Origin of the sequence: Rhizobium leguminosarum (assembly GCF_004123835.1) — a bacterium.
Classification (GTDB): domain Bacteria; phylum Pseudomonadota; class Alphaproteobacteria; order Rhizobiales; family Rhizobiaceae; genus Rhizobium; species Rhizobium leguminosarum_M.
The window spans coordinates 288,113-306,791 of the sequence record NZ_MZMU01000012.1 but is presented as its reverse complement, the minus strand read 5'-3'; the positions used below and the strand labels follow the sequence as shown (position 1 = coordinate 306,791).

General features: G+C 63.0%; 15 protein-coding genes. 1 reads left to right on the top strand and 14 read right to left on the bottom strand.

Features of this window, described 5'->3' with window-relative positions:
• Positions 1–98: 98 nt before the first annotated feature.
• The 6 genes from lpxC to aqpZ all read right to left on the bottom strand — a co-directional run bounded on the left by lpxC (position 99) and on the right by aqpZ (position 7,225).
• On the bottom strand, positions 99–1,055 hold the full coding sequence (lpxC, locus tag B5P46_RS18220; RefSeq protein WP_129419922.1) for a UDP-3-O-acyl-N-acetylglucosamine deacetylase: 957 nt from the start codon (positions 1,053–1,055) through the stop codon (positions 99–101).
• 262 nt (positions 1,056–1,317) lie between these two features.
• Entirely contained in the window at positions 1,318–3,036 is a 1,719-nt protein-coding gene (ftsZ, locus tag B5P46_RS18215) for a cell division protein FtsZ (RefSeq protein WP_129419921.1), read from the bottom strand.
• Positions 3,037–3,091: 55 nt separating this feature from the next.
• Positions 3,092–4,423, bottom strand: a complete 1,332-nt coding sequence (gene ftsA, locus B5P46_RS18210; protein WP_003561012.1) for a cell division protein FtsA — start codon at positions 4,421–4,423, stop codon at positions 3,092–3,094.
• Complete coding sequence (locus B5P46_RS18205; RefSeq protein WP_129419920.1) at positions 4,420–5,352, bottom strand: cell division protein FtsQ/DivIB; 933 nt, start codon at positions 5,350–5,352, stop codon at positions 4,420–4,422. The genes ftsA and B5P46_RS18205 overlap by 4 nt, the downstream gene beginning before the upstream one ends.
• Positions 5,340–6,266 carry a D-alanine--D-alanine ligase gene (locus B5P46_RS18200; protein WP_129419918.1) on the bottom strand — a complete coding sequence of 309 codons (927 nt, stop codon included), beginning with the start codon at positions 6,264–6,266 and terminating at the stop codon, positions 5,340–5,342. The genes B5P46_RS18205 and B5P46_RS18200 overlap by 13 nt, the downstream gene beginning before the upstream one ends.
• A 272-nt stretch (positions 6,267–6,538) precedes the next feature.
• Positions 6,539–7,225 (bottom strand): aquaporin Z, encoded by a 687-nt coding sequence (gene aqpZ / locus B5P46_RS18195; RefSeq protein WP_129419916.1) that lies wholly within the window; start codon positions 7,223–7,225, stop codon positions 6,539–6,541.
• Between the two features lie 355 nt (positions 7,226–7,580).
• Between aqpZ and B5P46_RS18190 the strand changes: the two genes are divergently transcribed.
• Positions 7,581–8,510, top strand: a complete 930-nt coding sequence (locus B5P46_RS18190; RefSeq protein WP_129419914.1) for a UDP-glucose 4-epimerase family protein — start codon at positions 7,581–7,583, stop codon at positions 8,508–8,510.
• 4 nt (positions 8,511–8,514) lie between these two features.
• Here the strand turns inward: B5P46_RS18190 and murB are convergent, their stop codons facing one another.
• The 8 genes from murB to B5P46_RS18150 are packed head-to-tail and all read right to left on the bottom strand — an operon-like array spanning position 8,515 to position 18,678.
• A complete protein-coding gene (gene murB / locus B5P46_RS18185) occupies positions 8,515–9,489 on the bottom strand; it encodes a UDP-N-acetylmuramate dehydrogenase (RefSeq protein WP_129419912.1) in 975 nt (324 codons plus the stop codon).
• A complete protein-coding gene (murC, locus tag B5P46_RS18180) occupies positions 9,486–10,901 on the bottom strand; it encodes a UDP-N-acetylmuramate--L-alanine ligase (protein WP_129419910.1) in 1,416 nt (471 codons plus the stop codon). Before murC ends, murB begins: the two co-directional genes overlap by 4 nt.
• Positions 10,898–12,022 (bottom strand): undecaprenyldiphospho-muramoylpentapeptide beta-N-acetylglucosaminyltransferase, encoded by a 1,125-nt coding sequence (murG, locus tag B5P46_RS18175; protein ID WP_129419908.1) that lies wholly within the window; start codon positions 12,020–12,022, stop codon positions 10,898–10,900. Before murG ends, murC begins: the two co-directional genes overlap by 4 nt.
• Positions 12,023–12,028: 6 nt before the next feature.
• Positions 12,029–13,183 (bottom strand): putative lipid II flippase FtsW, encoded by a 1,155-nt coding sequence (gene ftsW, locus B5P46_RS18170; RefSeq protein WP_129419907.1) that lies wholly within the window; start codon positions 13,181–13,183, stop codon positions 12,029–12,031.
• A gap of 1 nt (position 13,184) precedes the next feature.
• Positions 13,185–14,597, bottom strand: coding sequence for a UDP-N-acetylmuramoyl-L-alanine--D-glutamate ligase (murD, locus tag B5P46_RS18165; RefSeq protein ID WP_129419905.1), 1,413 nt, complete (start codon positions 14,595–14,597; stop codon positions 13,185–13,187).
• 7 nt (positions 14,598–14,604) lie between these two features.
• Positions 14,605–15,705: a phospho-N-acetylmuramoyl-pentapeptide-transferase gene (gene mraY, locus B5P46_RS18160; RefSeq protein ID WP_003541415.1), complete on the bottom strand. Its 1,101-nt coding sequence runs from the start codon at positions 15,703–15,705 to the stop codon at positions 14,605–14,607.
• A gap of 22 nt (positions 15,706–15,727) precedes the next feature.
• The gene (locus tag B5P46_RS18155; RefSeq protein ID WP_129419902.1) at positions 15,728–17,161 is read right to left on the bottom strand and encodes a UDP-N-acetylmuramoylalanyl-D-glutamyl-2,6-diaminopimelate--D-alanyl-D-alanine ligase; all 1,434 of its coding nucleotides are present in this window, start codon (positions 17,159–17,161) and stop codon (positions 15,728–15,730) included.
• The gene (locus tag B5P46_RS18150; RefSeq protein ID WP_206735366.1) at positions 17,158–18,678 is read right to left on the bottom strand and encodes a UDP-N-acetylmuramoyl-L-alanyl-D-glutamate--2,6-diaminopimelate ligase; all 1,521 of its coding nucleotides are present in this window, start codon (positions 18,676–18,678) and stop codon (positions 17,158–17,160) included. Before B5P46_RS18150 ends, B5P46_RS18155 begins: the two co-directional genes overlap by 4 nt.
• Position 18,679 lies beyond the last annotated feature (1 nt).

Sequence of the window (18,679 nt, the reverse complement as noted above, 5' to 3'; positions counted from 1 at the left end):
TGGCGACCACGCATCGGGCTATAGCCGCAGACACGGCCGGACATAAAAAAAACCGCCTCCGGGAAAGAGGCGGCCTGGTCTTGAGAATATGCTGGAGGTCATGCCGACCAGGGAGCGAATTCCGAAGCACTGACCGCGATCAGTTCGCGGGCAGCGACGCGCTGGCGCGGCGTCGACGTCTCGACCACCTCGTAGGCGGAGGGATCGGCGAGCAGCGCCTTCAGCGCATTGGCGTTCATCTTGTGACCACCGCGATAGGAACGGTAGCAGCCGATGAACTGGGCGCCGGCAAGCGAGAGATCGCCGACGGCATCGAGCGCCTTGTGGCGGACGAATTCGTCCTTGGCGTAACGCAGTCCTTCGACGTTGATGACGGTGTTGTCGTCCGAGATGACGACGGAATTTTCAAGCGAGGAGCCGAGCGCGTGGCCTGACGCCCAGAGACGCTCGACATCGCGCATGAAGCCGAAGGTGCGGGCGCGGGAAAGCTCGGCTTTGAAGACGGCGGCGGTCATGTCGCCGGCCCACTTCTGCCGGCCGATCAGCGGGCAATCGAAATCAATCTCGACTTCGAAGCGCGTGCCGTCATAGGGGCGGAATTCGCTCCAGGAGCCGCCATGCTCGATTCGCACCGGCTTGGTGATACGGATATAGCGGCGCTTGACGCCGAGCGAGACGAGACCGACCTGCTCGATCGCCTCGACGAAGGGCAGCGAGCTGCCGTCCATGATCGGCATTTCGGAGCCCTGCACCTCGATCACCACATTGTCGAGGCCGAGCGCATAGACGGCGGCCATGACATGCTCGATCGTCGCAACCGAATGGGCCGGCGAGAAGCCGAGCACGGTGCAGAGGTCGGTATTGCCGACTTGCGAGGAGACGGCCTTGAGTTCGGTGATGTCGCCATTGTCATGCAAGCGCTGGAAAACGACGCCGGTGTCGGATTCGGCCGGATTCAGGGTGATCGAGACTTCCGCGCCAGAATGGACCCCGGTGCCCGAAAGCGTCACCGGACGCGATACCGTCGTTTGAAAACCCAGCAAGCCAATCGCCATAAATTCTGCCTTTTATTCTTCCGTACCGGCGGTCTGTCCGATCAGCACGGTCATCGTTCATTCTGCAGCCGGAGCCTGTCGAAAGGTCTCCTAGGGCAGTTTCATTGCACCATACTTACGTGCGCCGGCGCTCCAATCCAAATCACTGTTTCTTTCGCTTTGTTACGAAGTCACGCGATTGAAATTGCTCGCGAATCGCAGGCTGAAAAACAGCAATGCCCGGGATCTTGATCCCGGGCATGAACGGTGCCGAAGCACGGCCTCAGTTCGACTGGCGACGCAGGAATGCCGGGATTTCCAGCTGGTCGTCTTCCTGCATCATTCGGGCCTGCGGAACCGCGCGGCCCTGGTCGTCGAGGTTGCCGCGGCGCGGTGCGTAGAGGCTTGCCTCGGGCGACAGCGGACGGCGCTGCTGCGAAGCGGCCGGCGGTGCGGCAGTCATGTCGGCGGCAACGGCGTCGTCGTCGCGGCGGCCAAGCGAATTGGTGATTCGCTTGAGCAGGCCCATCGGACCGCGCTCCTCCGCCGCATGCGCGGAAGCCGGCTGCGTGCGGTGGTCGAGTTCGGCCTGGACGACCGGCGGGAAATCCTCGACCTTCGGCATGCGCATCGGTTCGGGCGCCTGACGGATGGTCGGCTCCTGACGGATCGGCTGTTGCTGGATGGGCTGGCTCACGACCGGCTGGCTCATGGCGGGCGCCGGAGCCTGCTGCTGCACCGGTGCCGGACGCATTGCCGGAGCTTCCGGCGCAGGCGCGAAGATCTTGCTCTGCGGACGGAAGGTTTCCTGCTGTGCCGCTGGCTGCTGCAGCGGTGCGGCAGCACGCGGGGCCGGAATTTCGAGCTCGCGTTCCATCTCGGCTTCGCGGATGGTCTGCGCGATCGGATCCACGGCCTTCGGTGCCTGCATCACGGGGGCAGGCTGGACAGCGGCCGCTGCCGGAGCAACAGCCGCGGAGGGACGGATAGCAGGCCTTGCTGCCGGCTGGAAGTTGCGCTCGGCCGCTTCGTTCATCGCCCGGTCGATGCCGGTTGCGACGACCGAAACGCGGATGATGCCTTCGAGCGATTCGTCGAAGGTGGCGCCGAGGATGATGTTGGCGTCAGGATCGACTTCCTCGCGGATGCGGGTCGCGGCTTCGTCGACTTCGAAGAGGGTGAGGTCGCGACCGCCGGTGATGGAGATCAGCAGGCCCTGGGCGCCCTTCATCGAGGTTTCGTCAAGCAGCGGGTTGGCGATCGCAGCCTCTGCGGCCTGCAGCGCGCGGCCGGAGCCGGAAGCTTCGCCGGTGCCCATCATCGCGCGGCCCATCTCGCGCATCACCGAGCGGACGTCGGCGAAGTCGAGGTTGATGAGGCCTTCCTTGACCATCAGGTCGGTGATGCAGGCAACGCCCGAATAGAGAACCTGGTCAGCCATGGCGAAGGCATCGGCGAACGTCGTCTTGTCGTTGGCAATGCGGAAGAGGTTCTGGTTCGGAATGACGATCAGCGTATCGACAGACTTCTGCAGTTCCTGGATGCCCATCTCGGCCAGGCGCATGCGGCGCCCGCCTTCGAAATGGAACGGCTTGGTGACGACGCCGACCGTCAGGATGCCCTTGTTGCGGGCCGCCTGTGCGACAACGGGTGCAGCACCCGTCCCGGTGCCGCCGCCCATGCCGGCGGTGACGAAGCACATATGCGTGCCGTTCAGGTGATCGACGATCTCGTCGATGCACTCCTCGGCAGCCGCGCGGCCGACTTCCGGCTGCGAGCCGGCACCGAGGCCTTCGGTGACGTTGACGCCGAGCTGGATGATGCGCTCGGCCTTCGTCATCGTCAGCGCCTGCGCATCCGTGTTGGCGACGACGAAGTCGACGCCCTGGAGGCCGGCGGTAATCATGTTGTTGACGGCATTGCCGCCACCGCCGCCAACGCCGAACACGGTGATGCGCGGCTTCAGCTCTGTGATGTCAGGCTTTTGCAGCTTGATGGTCATGGTACCTGTTCCTTCTCTCTCTGGCCGCATCGCCACGCCGGCCAATTACGCAATTTCAGAAGCTTTCCTTCAGCCACTGGCCCATGCGGGCTATGCGGCTGTTATTTCCCCCAAGCGACATGAGCAGACCGCTCTGTGACGCATGTGTCTCCATGTCCGCGACCTGCGGATAGATCATCAGGCCGACAGCCGTCGAAAAGGCCGGGCCCTTGGCCGCCGTCGGCAACCCCGAGACGCCCATCGGACGGCCGATACGGACGTTGCGGGCAAGGATGCGCCGCGCCACGTCGGCAAGGCCGGTCAGCTGGCTCGCCCCGCCGGTCAGCACGACGCGCTTGCCGACGATCGGGCTGAAGCCAGAACGCTGGATACGGTCGCGGATCAGTTCCATCGTCTCCTCGATTCGGGCCGAGACGATGCGCGAAACCAGCGCCCGCGGCACCTGCGACGGCTGGTCGCGATCGTCCTCGCCGATCGGCGGGATCGAGATCAACTCACGCTCGTCGGAGGAATTCGAAAGCGCCGAGGCATGCACGACCTTCAGCCGCTCAGCATCCTCGATGCGGGTCGAAAGGCCGCGCGCCAGGTCGGTGGTGACGTGATGGCCGCCGAGGCCGACGGCATCCGTATGAACGAGCTTGCCTTCGGCAAAGACCGAGATCGTCGTCGTGCCGCCGCCCATATCGATCGCCGCGCAGCCGAGCTCGACCTCGTCGTCGACGAGAGCCGCAAGACCCGATGCATAGGGCGTCGCGACGATGCCCTCGACCGACAGATGCGCACGATTGACGCTAAGCTCGAGGTTCTTCAGCGCCGAGCGCTCCGCCGTCACCACATGCATGTCGACGCCGAGCGCATCGCCATACATCGCCAGCGGATCGCGGATCCCGCGCTCGCCGTCGAGCGAGAAGCCGGTCGCCAGCGAATGCAGCACCGAACGGTCCTGGCGCAGCGACTGCTGGCAAGCGGCCGACAGCACCTTCTTCAGATCGTTGAGCTCGACTTCCTGGCCGCCAAGATCGATTGTCGCTGTGTAGATGTCGCTGCCGAGCCGGCCGGCCGTCAGATTGACGATCAGGCTCTCGACGGTCAGCCCCGCCATCCGCTCGGCCGCATCGACGGCGAGACGGATGACGCCTTCCAGCGCGTCGAGATCGGCGATGACGCCGGTCTTGATGCCGCGGGAACGCTGGTGGCCGATGCCGATGATTTCGATATTGTGCGTGCGGCCGGGCAGGATCTGGCTTTCCTCGCGCGGCGTCAGCCGGCCGATCATGCAGACGACCTTGGTCGAACCGATGTCGAGCACCGAAACGACATGTGACCGCTTCGACGAAAGCGGCTTCAGGCGCGGCAATCCGAAATGGGATGAACCGAACAAGCTCATATATTCTGCCCCGCCTTCTTCAATTCTTTCGTACGCTCCGTCACTGCCGTCTGCCTGCGGATCGCCGCCTCCGGCGTCAGCTGGATCGCGGTTCTGTCGGCCAGCCTGAGATCGACTGCGGCAATGTCCCGCTCCAGCAACTGATGCTCCTTGTCGAACTTCGAAAGCGTCGCCAGTGCCTGGTCGATACCATCTTCCGGCAGCTTGACGACGACGCCGTTATCCATGTGCAGGTCCCAGCGACGGCCTGATATCCAGACATAGGCCTTCACGCGGGCCTTCACGTCGGGCCACTTCGAGAAGGCGTCGTCGAGCGAAGCCGCCGCCGTTTCGGCATCGCGGCCGACGACGAGCGGCAGCGCCGAAAACTTGTTGTCGCGCAGCGGCGCAATGACGCTGCCGTTCTTCTCGATCAGGGAAAGCTCCTGCCCGTGCTGCCAGATCGCATAGGCCTGGCGCTCCTTGAGCTTCACCTCGATCGTCTTCGGATAAATCTTGCGGACCTCGACATTTTCGACCCAGGGAAGATGCGCGATCTTCCGGCGGGCGGCATCGACGTCGAGGGCGACCAGCGAGGTCGTGCCGTCAAGGCCGATCAGTTGCAGGATCTCGATTTCGGAGGTTTCCGAATTGCCGGAGACCTTCACGTCCTCGATCGCAAAACCCGCGGCCGTCGTCGTCGCCTGCGCCACGGCTTCCGTGTGGCCGCCGAGCGACATGCCGTAAAGCCCCGTCGCGCCCAAGAAAGCGAGCGCCGAGACCGTGCCCGTATGAACAGGAATGTAGATGCGGCCGCTGCAGAGGCTGATCAGGAAGCGCGTGACCCGGCGCAGCGGACGTGGCAGCACGAACCGCTCTTCGGCTTCCATGATCGGAAGCACGGCATGATGGCTGGGGCGCCCAATCCTCTTGACTGTCAACGCAAACAAGACGCGTCCTCCACCATCCACCGGAGAAACTGACCAAATGAATAGCCGGCATGACCGGCCATTTCGGGCACGAGCGAGGTTGGAGTCATGCCTGGCTGGGTATTGACCTCCAGCCAGATGATTTCGCCGTCTTCGGAGAAACGATCGTCGTAACGAAAGTCGGACCGACTGACGCCGCGACAACCGATTGCCTGATGCGCCCTTAGGGACAATGTTTGTATTTTTTGGTAAATATTCGGTGAAATTTTCGCGGGGATGACGTGTTTTGAACCGCCTGCCGCATACTTGGAGTCGTAATCATAAAAATTGTGTCCCTGCGGCACCACTTCCGTGACGCCGAGCGGAGTTTCACCCATGACACCGCAGGTGAGTTCGCGACCGTAAACATAGCGCTCGACGATCACTTCCTCGCCGTAACGCCACTCGGGCGAGCTGACGATCTGTGGCGGATACGCCTGATCTTCCGTGACGATGACGACGCCGAAGCTCGACCCCTCGCGGACGGGCTTGACCACATAGGGCGGCTTCATCGGGTGCGTCGAGGGAAAGGCGAAACGGTTGACCACCTGCGATTCGGCGACCGGAATGCCGGCGGCGGCGGCAACGAGCTTCGCCTTATCCTTGTCCATCGCCAGCGCCGAGGCAAGCACGCCCGAATGCGTATAGGGGATCTCGAGATATTCGAGGATGCCCTGAATGGTGCCGTCCTCGCCGAACGGGCCGTGAAGCGCATTGAAGACGACATCGGGCTTCAGCGCGGCGAGCTTCTCGGAAACGTCGCGCGCCACGTCGATGCGCGTCACGTCGAAGCCCTCCGCCTCGAGAGCTTCTGCGCAAGCCTTTCCCGAGGAAAGGCTGACAGGCCTTTCCGAGGAAAATCCGCCCATCAGGACAGCAACATGCTTGCGACTCATCAACACCCCCAAAAATAACTTTCATTTTCGAAATCGACGCTTGCGCGAAGCTGTCTGCGCCGTTTCAGGCCTTTGTCCGACCTGGGTGCATTAGAGCATCATTATGGTTAATGAAGTGTTTACTTTCGTTAACTTCGTATTGCCGCGCCCTTGATTTTTTAACCTTCTCGTCTTCGGGATAGCCAGATCGAAGATGCCCACCGATCCGCGAAAACAGAAAACCCGCGCGGAAAAACCGCGCGGGCTCAATGGGATAGCTTGGTGCCTTGCAGTCAGTCGGCGTCGTCGAGGAATTTCCACACGAGCCCGCCGAGCGCCCCACCCGCAAGTGGCGCAATCCAGAACAGCCAGAGCTGCTGCAGCGCCCAGCCGCCGACGAAAAGCGCCTGGCCGGTGGAACGCGCCGGATTGACCGAGGTATTCGTCACGGGGATAGAAACGAGATGGATCAGCGTCAGCCCGAGGCCGATCGCAAGCGGTGCGAAGCCCGCAGGCACCCGGCTGCTGGTCGACCCCAGGATGATGATCAGGAAGAACATGGTCAGCAGCACTTCGATCAGCAGCGCCGAAAGCAGTGAATAACCGCCCGGAGAATGATCGCCGTATCCGTTGGCGGCAAAGCCGCCGAGTTCGAAACCCGCCTTGCCGCTGGCGATGAGATAGAGCAGTGCGGCCGCGGCGATGGCGCCGACAACCTGCGCGACGACATAGGGAACGAGGCGCGCCGCGGGAAACCGGCCGGCGACCGTAAGGCCGAGGGAGACGGCGGGATTGAAATGACCACCCGAAATGCCGCCCACGGCATAGGCCATGGTGAGCACCGTCAGACCGAACGCAAAGGCCACACCGACAAAACCAATTCCAAGCTCGGGGTAGGCCGCGGCCAGCACGGCACTGCCGCATCCGCCGAAGACCAGCCAGAACGTGCCGAGAAACTCGGCAACTAGACTCTTGTGCATGCGCGCCTCCTAAACCTCAACCAAGAGTTTAAACAAATCCGCTACAATTTGATTCCGGTCAAGCTCGCGGACATTGCCGTGGCAAGCTTCGCGCAAGGATCGAGAAACGGTTCGAGAGCGATGCGTGCGACGCGAGAGACATTTTGAAATTGCGTTAAGACCCGCCAGCCTCCCAAGGCGCTCCATGGAAATACTGATTGGAATGAAAATGACAGACGCGATCTCCGCATCGCCGACTCCGGTCTCGAACAGCAAATGAACAATAGGCCGCGACGGCCACCGTCGCGGCTTTTTTGTTGATACGGCGAGCACTTCCCGCTAACCGGAGCACTCACGGCAAAACGGGGAACAGATCATGCGATGCCTCATTACCGGCGCCGCCGGCTTTGTCGGTGGCCCCCTCGTCGAAAGACTGCATAGAGAGCGGATATGGGAACTTGCGGTGACCACGCGCTCGACAGCCGCCCGCTTCCCGGCGAATGTGCGGCATTTTCCCATCGAGATAACGAGCGAAACCGACTGGACGGCGGCTCTCGACGGTGTCGATGTCATCGTCCATCTCGCCGCTCGTGTTCACATCATGCACGACCGCGCAGCCGATCCGCTTGCGGAATTTCGTCGGATCAACACCGCCGCCACGTTGAATCTCGCCGAGCAGGCCGCCCGCGCGGGCGTAAAAAGGTTCGTCTTTATCAGCAGCATCAAGGTCAATGGCGAGGAGAACGATCGGCCCTTCCGGCACGACGATACGCCAATGCCGATCGATCCCTATGGTATCTCGAAGCTGGAAACTGAAATCGGGCTGCATGAAATCGCCGCCCGAACAGGCATGGAAGTTGTCGTCATTCGCCCGCCGCTCGTCTATGGACCCGGCGCCAGGGGCAACTTCGCCCTGCTCGTCGGACTTGTCCGGAAGAAGATACCGCTCCCTTTCGCGTCGCTGAAGAACCGCCGGACACTGGTCGCGCTTCCAAATCTCGTCGATCTGATCATCGCCGGAATGAAGCATCCCGGCGCAGCCGGAGAGACCTTTCTCGCAGGCGATGGAGAAGATCTTTCGACTCCCGGGCTTATCGAAGGGATTGCCGCAGGGCTGGGTGTCAAACCGATGCTGCTCCCCTTCCCCCCCGCCCTGTTGCAGATGGGCGCGAGAGTCACGGGAAAGGACGCCGTCTACCAGCGTCTTTGCGGTTCCCTGCAGGTCGACATATCCCATGCCCGCGGCGTGCTCGGCTGGTCGCCCCTTGTCAGCCCGCACGAAGGCCTGAAGCTTGCGGTGACGTAAACCGTTATTCGCTCGTCACACCGTGGAACGGACGCACTTCGCGACCGGGCATGAAGACGCCGAGGCGTTTGATTTCCCATTCAAGCTTGATGCCCTCTTTTTCGAAGACCTCGCGACGCACCTGTTCGCCGAGATATTCGAGATCGTAGCCGGTCGCCTGCCCCATGTTGATCATGAAGTTGCAGTGCAGCGACGACATCTGTGCTCCGCCGATGACGAGACCGCGGCAGCCTGCCTCGTCAATCAGTTTCCAGGCCGAATGACCAGCCGGGTTCTTGAAGGTCGAGCCACCGGTCTTTTCGCGCACCGGCTGCACAGTCTCGCGATGGTTGCGCACGGCGTCCATCTCGGCGCGGATCTGCGCGCGCTCTTCCGGATAGCCCTCGAACAGCACGGAGGTGAAAATCAGATCTGTCGATGCGATGGAATGCCGGTAGGAATAGCCCATCTCGGCATTGGAAAGCACATGCTTGTCGCCCTTGCGGTCGACCGCATGGACCTCGATCAGCCGCTCCCGCGTCTCCACGCCGTTGGCCCCGGCATTCATGCGCGCCGCGCCACCGATGCCGCCCGGAATCCCGTAGAAGAAATGGAAGCCGCCGATGCCGTTGTCCATCGCCATCGCCGCCACATGTTTATCGGGGCAGATGGCGCCGGCCAGGATGCGGTTTTCGCCGGCAAGCTCGACGAAGCCGAATCCCTTGGCCGACAGGCGCAGCACGACGCCGGGAATGCCGCCGTCGCGCACCAGGATGTTGGAGCCGACGCCGACCACCGTCAGCGGCACCTCCTCCGGCAATATCTTCAGGAAGGCGATGAGATCGTCGACGTCATGCGGCTGGAACATCAGCTCGGCCAAGCCACCGGCCCTGAACCAGGTGACGCGGTCCATGGGGGCATCCGGCGTGATACGACCGCGGATATCCTTTACACCGTCTCCGAGAGACGCGAGAAGCTTTTCCCCATTCACCTGTTTCATACGGACTTTCCCGATAGGCCTTCCAGTTGCTTGGGCAGTGCCGCTGCCCAGGATGTGATGCTCCCAGCCCCCAACAGAACCACGAAATCACCAGGCTTTGCAACCTCCGCAACCATCTGCGGCAGAAGCTCCGCCGAAGTTAGAAAGCGGGCGTCGCGATGGCCACCGGATTTTATGCGCGAGACCAGCGACACGGAATCGATACCCTCGATCGGATCCTCCCCCGCCGCATAGACGGGTGCCAGGAAAATGCTGTCGGCATCGTTGAAGCAGGCGGCGAATTCCTCGAATAGGCTCGCAAGACGGCTATAGCGGTGCGGCTGGTGGACCGCGATGACGCGCCCCTTGCAGGATTCTCGGGCGGCGCGCAGCACCGCCTTGATCTCGACGGGATGATGGCCGTAATCGTCGAAGATCTGCACCCCGTTCCATTCGCCGGTCAGCGTGAAGCGGCGCTTGACGCCGCCGAAGGAAGCAAGCCCCTTAGCGATATCTGCGCTCGATATGCCGAGCCGGTTGGCAACGGCAATCGCGGCCGTCGCGTTGGAGATATTATGCCGTCCGGGCATCGGCATGACCAGCCCCTTGAGTTCGATTACCTGGCCGGTGCGGCGGCGGCGGATTTCGACGTCGAAGATCGAGCGCGTGCCGTCGATGCGCACATTCTTGAAGCGCACATCGGCCTGCGGGTTCTCGCCATAGGTGATGATCTTGCGGTCCTCGATGCGGCCGACCAGCGACTGCACCTCGGGATGGTCGAGGCACATGACGCCGAAACCGTAGAACGGCACGTTCTCGACGAACTGCCTAAAGGCGGCGCGCACGGCGTCGAAATTGCCGTAATGGTCGAGATGTTCCGGGTCGATATTGGTGATGACCGCGACATCGGCCGGAAGCTTCAGGAAGGTGCCATCCGATTCGTCGGCCTCGACCACCATCCACTCGCCCTCGCCCATGCGGGCATTGGTGCCGTAGGCGTTGATGATGCCGCCATTGATGACGGTCGGGTCGAGCCCGCCGGCTTCGAGCAGCGTGGCGACCAGCGAGGTGGTCGTCGTCTTGCCATGCGTGCCGCCGATGGCGATCGCATTGCGGAAGCGCATCAGCTCGGCCAGCATCTCGGCGCGGCGCACCACCGGCAGCAGCTTTTCGCGCGCGGCGATGAGTTCCGGATTGCTCTTCTTGATTGCCGTCGAGACGACGACGACTTCGGCCTCACCCAGGTTTTCAGGCCGGTGACCGACGAACACCTCAATGCCCTTGTCGCGCAGGCGCTGGACATTGGCGCTGTCAGCCTGGTCCGATCCCTGCACCTTGTGGCCGAGATTGTGCAGCACCTCGGCAATACCGCTCATGCCGATCCCGCCGATGCCGATGAAATGGACGAGACCGATCGTCTTCGGCAGTTTCATGCGCGTGTCCTCTTGAATTCCGTAGTTGTCCGTCCGGCGGCAATAGCCTCAACCATGTCGGCAAGCAAGTTCGCGGCATCGGGTTTCCCGGCGAGTTTCGCCGCCGCCGCCATGTGCGAAAGCTTTTCCGGATCGTTCATGACAGCCGTCAGGATCGCCGCGATCTTCTCCGGCGAAAGCTCCGACTGGGCGATCACCTTCGCCCCGCCGGTCGCAGCGAGTGCCGCCGCATTCGCCGCCTGGTCGTGATCGAGAGCGTGCGGGTAAGGCACGAGCACGGCAGGCCGGCCGATGACGGAAATTTCCGAAACCGTCGAGGCACCCGAACGGCAGATGACAAGATGCGCCCTCGCCAGCCTCTCGGCCATGTCGGTGAAGAAGGGTGCGATATCGGCTCCCATCTCCAGCTTGGCGACGCAGCCGCTGACCATCTCCATATCCTCGGGACGCACCTGCTGGGTGATGCGCAGGCGCACGCGAAGCGCGTCGTCGAGCAGGCTGATCGCCGTCGGCAGCGCCTTGGAGAAATATTGCGCGCCCTGGCTGCCCCCGAAGACGACGAGGTTGAAGGCCTCACCCGGATGCGACGGCGTGTAAGGCACCTCGGCCGCGGCAATGATCGCCGGGCGGACCGGATTGCCCGTCGTCACCGTCTTGTCCGGAAAGGCGGCACCGCCCTCCGGCAGGAAACCGCCGGCGATGGCCTGCACGCGGGTTGCTAAGGCCTTGTTGGCACGGCCCATCACGGCGTTCTGCTCGTGGATCATCGAGGGCACGCCGAGCCGGGTAGCGGCAAGCAGCGGCGGCACGGTGGGATAACCGCCGAAACCGACGACGATGACCGGTTGCAGCCGCTGGATCAGCTTCTTTGCTGCCCGCATGCCGCTCCAGAGTGTCCACAATGAGCGGGCGACGGCAACCGGGTTCTTCGAGCCGATCGTCGCCGATGGCACGACATGAATTTCCTCGGCCGGGAACTTGCCGGCATAACGCTCCGCCCGGCTGTCCGTGACGAGATGCACCGAATAGCCGCGCTCCTTCAGCTTGAAGGCCAGCGCCTCCGCCGGGAACACATGGCCGCCGGTTCCCCCGGCGGCAAGCAGCACGATGCCTTTGCTCATGGTCTTCTACTCCGCCGGCATGCCATGCGGGACACGGAAGAGGCTCCGGTCCTGCGCACGTTTTTCCGGTCGATGGCGTGTCAGCGCCAGAATGAAGCCGGCGGTGACGCAGATAGCCACCATAGACGAGCCGCCATAGGAAATCAGCGGCAGCGTCATGCCCTTCGCCGGCAGCAGTTCGAGATTGACGCCGATATTGATGATCGACTGGATGCCCATCTGCAGCACCAGGCCGGCGACGGCGAAGCGGTTGAAATCGTTGCGCTCGCGATAGGCATGCGAGAGGCCGCGCAGCACCAGCACGGTAAACAGCGCGACGAGTGCCATGCAGAACACAATGCCGAACTCCTCGGCCGCGACCGAGAAGATGAAGTCGGTATGCGCATCCGGGATGATGCGCTTGACGATACCCTCGCCTGGTCCCTGGCCGAACCAGCTGCCGCGGATGATCGCCTCGCGCGCGGTGTCGATCTGGAAAGTATCACCCTCGCCGGTCATGAACTTGTCTATTCGGCCGGCGACGTGCGGAAAGACGTAATAGGCGCTGAGCAGGCCGCCGGCACCGCCGATACCGAGCAGCACGATCCAGATCCACGGCATGCCGGCCATGAAGAACATGCCGCCCCAGACGGCGGTCGTCAGGATGGTCTGGCCGAGGTCCGGCTGCGCGATGAGAAGCGCCGCAACGATGCCGAACAGGATGATAGCAAAGAGATTGCCGGGGATCTCCGGCTGGCGCGCATGTTCGGCAAACAGCCAGGCGCAGACCACGACGAAGGCGGGCTTCATGAATTCCGACGGCTGAATGGAAAGCCCGGCGATCCAGATCCAGCGCCTGCCGCCCTTGACCTCCTGCCCGACAAACAGAACCAGCACCATCATGGCGAGCGAGATGATCAGGATCAGGATCGCGGTTCGCCGCACCTGGCGTGGCGTCAGGAAAGAAAGCCCGAGCATCACGGCGATCGAGGGGATCATGAAGGCCGCCTGGCGCTTGACGAAGTGGAAAGGCTCGAGCCCGATACGCTCGGCAACCGCGGGAGATGCCGCAAACGACAGCATGAAGCCAATGCCCATCAGGAAGATGAACATCGCCAGGAAGAAGCGGTCGATGGTCCAGAACCAATCGGCCAGAGGCCCACGTTCCGCGCGGCTTACCATATCATTTTTCTCCTGTTGCCGGACCGATCAGCATCGTCATTCCGTCAAGTGCCGCCACGTGGCCGACAAAGGCATCGCCCCTGACTTCGAAGTTCTTATACTGGTCGAAGCTTGCGCAAGCCGGGGATAACATCACGGCAGAAGCAGCGGCCTCGTCGCGCTCCGCATCCGCTGCCGCATGCGCGACCGCCTGCTCCAGCGTGCCCGAGATCTCGTAAGGTACGGCCTCGCCGAGTGTCGCCGCGAACTCCGCCGCCGCCTCGCCGATCAGATAGGCCTTGGCGATGCGCGGGAAATAGGGCGCGAGCGTCGTAATGCCGCCGGCCTTCGGCAGGCCGCCGGCGATCCAGTAGATGCGATCATAGCTCGAAAGGGCCGGCGCCGCCGCATCGGCGTTGGTCGCCTTGGAATCGTTGACGAAGACGACGCGGCCGCGTCTGCCGACCGGCTGCATGCGGTGCTTGAGGCCAGGGAAGGAAGCAAGGCCGGCGCGGATGTCGTCGGCAGAAACCCCGACGGCAAGGCAGGCGGCGACGGCTGCGGCTGCGTTTTGCACATTATGGCTGCCGCGCAGCGTCTGGATGCCATCGAGATCGGCGAAGGGCAGCATGGCGCCGCCGGCAGCCTGGATGAGTTTGGTGCCCTCGGCATAGATACCGTCGGTCAGCACGTTGCGGCGCGAAATCCGGACCACCTTGACGCCTGCCCGCTCGACGCGGTCGGCGATCAGCGCCGAATGGCTGTCATCGACGCCGACGATCGCGACATCGCTGCCGGCGACCAGCCTTTCCTTGATATCGGCATAATGCTGCATGGTGCCGTGACGGTCGAGATGATCGGGCGTCAGGTTGAGCAGGATGCCGGCAGACGGGTCCAGCGTCGGCGCCAGATCGATCTGATAGGAGGAGCATTCGACGACATAATAACGCTCGGCCTTCGGCGGATCGAGCGTCAGCACCGCAGTGCCGATATTGCCGCCGAGCTGCGTGTCGTAGCCTGATGATTTCAGGATATGGGCGATCAGCGCCGTCGTGGTCGACTTGCCGTTGGTGCCGGTTATGGCGATGAAAGGGCAATCCGGCGCCTGGGCGCGGCGCTCGCGCACGAAGAGTTCGACGTCGCCGACGATATCGACGCCGGCGGCCCGCGCAAGATCGACGGTCCAGTGCGGCTTCGGATGAGTGAGCGGCACGCCGGGCGACAGCACGAACAGCGCCTGCTGGCTCCAATCGATGTTGTGCAGGTCTTCCGTCCTGATGCCTTCGGCAGCGGCCTTGGCGACACTGTCGGGATTGTCGTCCCAGGCGGTCACCTCGGCACCGCCTGATATCAGCGCCCGGGCGGTGGCAAAGCCGGAGCCGCCGAGCCCGAAGAGCGCGACCTTCCTGTCCTTGAGCGTCGTGACCGGGATCATCGCCGCCTCACCGGAGCTTCAGCGTCGAAAGGCCGAGCATCGCAAGGCCGACGGCGACGATCCAGAAGCGGATCACCACCTGGCTCTCGGTCCAGCCCTTCTTCTCGAAGTGATGATGGATTGGCGCCATCAGGAAGACACGCCGGCCGGTCATCTTGAAGAAACCGACCTGGATGATGACCGACAGCGTCTCGATGACAAAGAGGCCGCCGATGATTGCCATGACGATCTCGTGCTTGGTGGCGACGGCGACGGTGCCGATCGTGCCGCCGAGTGCCAGCGACCCCGTATCGCCCATGAAGATGGCGGCCGGCGGCGCATTGAACCAGAGAAAGCCGAGGCCGGCGCCGATGACGGCGCCAAGCACGACGGCGAGTTCGCCGGTGCCGGGCACGAAATTGATCTGCAGGTAATTGGCAAACACCACGTTGCCGGCGAGATAGGCGATGACGCCGAAGGAGGCGGCGGCGATCATCACCGGCACGATGGCAAGCCCGTCAAGACCGTCGGTCAGGTTGACGGCATTGCCGGCGCCGACGATGACGAAGCCGCCGAAGACGACGAACATGATGCCGATATTGATCATGAAGTCCTTGAAGAAGGGAAAGGCGATCGAGGAGCCGAAGGTCGAGCCGGCAATCCCCGAGGCAAGGGCGGTGCGCATCATGAAATAGACGGCGATGCCGGCGATGACGAATTCGATGCCGAGACGCGCCTTGCCGGAAAAGCCCATGTGGCTCTGCTTCGTTACCTTGAGATAATCGTCGTAGAAGCCGATCGCGCCGAAGCCAAGCGTCACCAGCAGCGTGGCGACGACATAGACGTTGGAAAGATCCGCCCAGAGCAGCGACGCGCCGACGATGCCGGCGAGGATCATCAGCCCGCCCATGGTCGGCGTGCCGGCCTTCTTGAAATGGGTCTGCGGGCCGTCGGCGCGGATCGGCTGGCCCTTGCCCTGCCGGATGCGCAGCGAATTGATGATCGTCGGCCCGAACAGGAAGACGATCAGTGCTGAGGTAAAGAGAGCAGCCCCCGTGCGGAAGGTAATATATCTGAACAGATTCAGAAATTTGAAATATTCCGACAGTTCGACAAGCCAGATCAGCATTCAGGGCCCCTTGTTTACCCGATCAAAATTCGCGTTGCGTGTCGGCAAATGGCGGGAACTTGTCAAGGAGCGCGGCGACGATCTTGCCGAAAGCGATGCCCAGAGACGATTTCACCATCAACACATCGCCCGGCGCGACCGAGTTCAATACATAATCCGTCAATTCGTCCGTGTTCTCGCGATATTCGACATGGACGCTTTCCGGCAGCGATTCCTTGAGCGCAGCCATCTCGGCTCCTGCGAGCCACACATGCTCGATGCCGGCAGCAAGCAGCGGCACGGCAAGGTCGGTATGGACCTTTTGCGCATACTCGCCCATCTCAAGCATGTCGCCGAGCACGGCGATACGGCGTCCGCGGCCGGTCGGCTCGGAGGCGGCCAGCAGCGCGATCGCCGCGCGCATCGAGGCCGGATTAGCATTGTAGCTCTCGTCGACCAGCGTGAAGCTGCCGCCGCCGATGACAAGCCGGTGGCGCTTGCCCCTGCCCTTTTCCGGCCTCAGCGTTGCAAGCGCTTCGATCGCCTTCTGCATATCGGCGCCGACGATCCTGACGACGCCGAGCGCTGCGAGTGCATTCTCGGCGATATGGCGGCCCGGCGCGCCGAGCGCGACCTCCAGCGTATCGCCGCCGATCGTCAGCCACAGCGTCGAATTATCGTCGGAACCATTGAATTCTGCGAGCCGGAATTCGGCCTTGGCATGCTGGCCGAAGGAATGAATATGCTCGATGCCGTGCGACTGCGCCGTGCGGTCGAGGAAATTGAACTGGTCGTTGTCGCGGTTGAGCACGACATGGCCGCCGGGTTCGAGGCCCTCGAAGATCTCGGCCTTGGCGGCGGCGATTTCCTTGATGTTCTTGAAATTGCCGAGATGGGCCGGCGCGATCGTCGTGATGATGGCGACATCGGGACGGATCATCGTCACCAGCGGCCGGATCTCGCCGGGATGGTTCATTCCGACTTCGAAGACGCCGTAATCCGTATCCTCAGGCATACGTGCCAGCGTCAGCGGCACGCCCCAATGATTGTTGAAGGAGGCGACGGAGGCGTGCACCTTGCCGGAGGGCGACAGCACATGCCGCAGCATTTCCTTGGTGGTCGTCTTTCCCACAGATCCCGTCACCGCGATGATCCGGGCCCGCGAGCGCTCGCGCGAGGTAAGGCCGAGCCGGCCAAGTGCCGCGAGCACATCTTCCACGACGATCATCGGCACCGTCAGGCGGCCCATGGCGGGAAGCCTCGCCTCGCTGACGACGAGAAGGGAAGCGCCGTTCGCCATCGCCATCGAGGCGTAGTCGTGGCCGTCGACGCGGTCGCCCTTGATCGCGAAGAAAGCTTCGCCTGGAGTAATCGAACGGCTGTCGATGGAAATGCCGGTGATGCCTTCGGGCAGCGTGCCGAAAGGGCGCCCCGCCATCGCTGCGATCATGTCTTCCGTCGTCCATAGCCAGCTCAAGATTTCAACTCCTCCAAGGCCCTGCGCACCTCCGCGTGATCGGAGAACGGCAGGGTAACCCCGCCGATCGTCTGCCCTTCCTCATGCCCCTTGCCGGCGACGATCAGCGTATCGCCGGATCTCAGCATGCCGACCGCCTCGCGGATCGCCATGGCGCGATCGGCGATTTCCGCGGCGCAGGCAGCCGCCGCCATGATCTCCGCCCGGATCGAGGCCGGCTCCTCCGAACGCGGATTATCGTCGGTGACGATAACGACGTCGGCAAGACGGCAGGCGATTTCACCCATGATCGGCCGTTTGCCGCGGTCACGGTCGCCGCCGCAGCCGAAAACGACGATGACGCGGCCGGTGGTGAAAGGTCTGACCGAGCCCAGCACGTTTTCCAGCGCATCCGGCTTGTGGGCGTAGTCGACATAGGCGAGCGCGCCGTCTTTCGTATGGCCGACAAGTTCGAGACGGCCGGACGCGCCGACGAGCTTCTCGAGCGCGGCCATCGCAACCTTCGCCCCAACGCCGGTCGACATGGCAAGCCCTGCTGCGACCAGCGCGTTGGCGACCTGAAAATCGCCGGCCAGCGGAATGTCCACCTCGAAGATCTCGCCGCCGATATGGATCTCGGCCATCTGCTTGTGGCGGAAGTGCTCGACGCGCTTCAACGAGAGGTAATCGCCCTTTCGCCCGACAGTACGGATGTCGTGACCGGCATCGGTCGCGGCCTTGATCGCCTGCGCCGACCACGGATCGTCGGCGAAGATCACCGCCGGCGATCCCTTCGGCAACAGCGTATCGAAAAGCCGCATCTTGGCGGCCATATAGGCCTCGACGGTCGGATGATAATCCATGTGGTCGCGGCCGAGATTGGTGAAGGCGGCGGCGGCAAGCCTGACGCCATCAAGCCGGCACTGGTCGAGACCGTGGCTGGAGGCCTCCATCGCGGCATGTGTCACGCCTTCTTCGGCGAGTTCCGCCAGCAGCTCATGCAGAGACACCGGATCGGGCGTCGTCAGCGAGCCATATTCGTTGCGCGTCGGCGAAACGACGCCCGTCGTGCCGATCATCGCGGCCGCGTGGCCAGCATACGCCCAGATCTGCCGGGTGAAAGAAGCGACGGAGGTTTTGCCCGCCGTGCCGGTGACGGCGACCATAGTGTCGGGCTGCCTGCCGTGAAAACGCGCGGCGGCGATGGAAAGGAAACGGCGCGGCTCCTTGACCGCAAGCACGGGGATCGAAGCATCGACGGCTTGGGAGGCGATCGCGACGGCAGCGCCGCGGCCGGCGGCATCCACGATGAAGCCTGCGCCGTCCGCCTTGGTGCCGGCGACCGCGACGAAGACATTGCCCGGCGCCACCTTGCGGCTATCCGAAGACAGGCCTGAAATATCAAGCAGGCCTGCCGGGCCTTCGAGCTGTGCTTCAAGTTCCGGAAACTGATCTCCGGCCAAGTCTCGCAATTTCATCGAATGCACTTTTCTCTCTTGAAGCCGGTTCACCCCTCGCGAATCGGCGTCGATATTCATT